Below are 430 nucleotides of genomic sequence, written 5' to 3'. Positions count from 1 at the left end.
GCCATGCTGGCCTGTGCGCGCATCGGTGCGATCCACTCGGTGGTGTTCGGTGGCTTCGCGCCGAATTCGATCGCCGACCGCGTCAGCGACTGCCAGAGCAAGCTGATCATCACCGCCGACGAGGGCCTGCGCGGTGGCCGCAGGATTCCGCTGAAGGCCAACGTTGATGCCGCGCTGAAGCTGCCGGGCACGAATACGGTTGAAACCGTGCTGGTGGTGCGCCACACCGGCGGCGCGGTGGACATGCAGGCCCCGCGCGACCGCTGGTTCCACGATGTGGTGGACAGCCAGCCGTCCACCTGCGAACCGGAACGCATGAACGCGGAAGATCCGCTGTTCATCCTCTACACCTCCGGTTCCACCGGCAAGCCCAAGGGCGTGCTGCACACCACCGGCGGTTACCTGCTGTACGCGGCCTACACCCATGAAG

The 430-nt window shown here is 66.3% G+C and carries 1 protein-coding gene; it reads left to right on the top strand.

Annotated elements, in window-relative coordinates:
- Positions 1-430: AMP-binding protein (locus D7X55_RS46720; RefSeq protein ID WP_147470513.1), on the top strand; the 430-nt coding region annotated here is incomplete at both ends.

This window comes from Corallococcus sp. AB049A, from assembly GCF_003668885.1.
Lineage (GTDB): Bacteria > Myxococcota > Myxococcia > Myxococcales > Myxococcaceae > Corallococcus > Corallococcus interemptor.
Note: the sequence above shows the minus strand (reverse complement) of the source record. Positions and strands in the feature narration are given on the sequence as shown.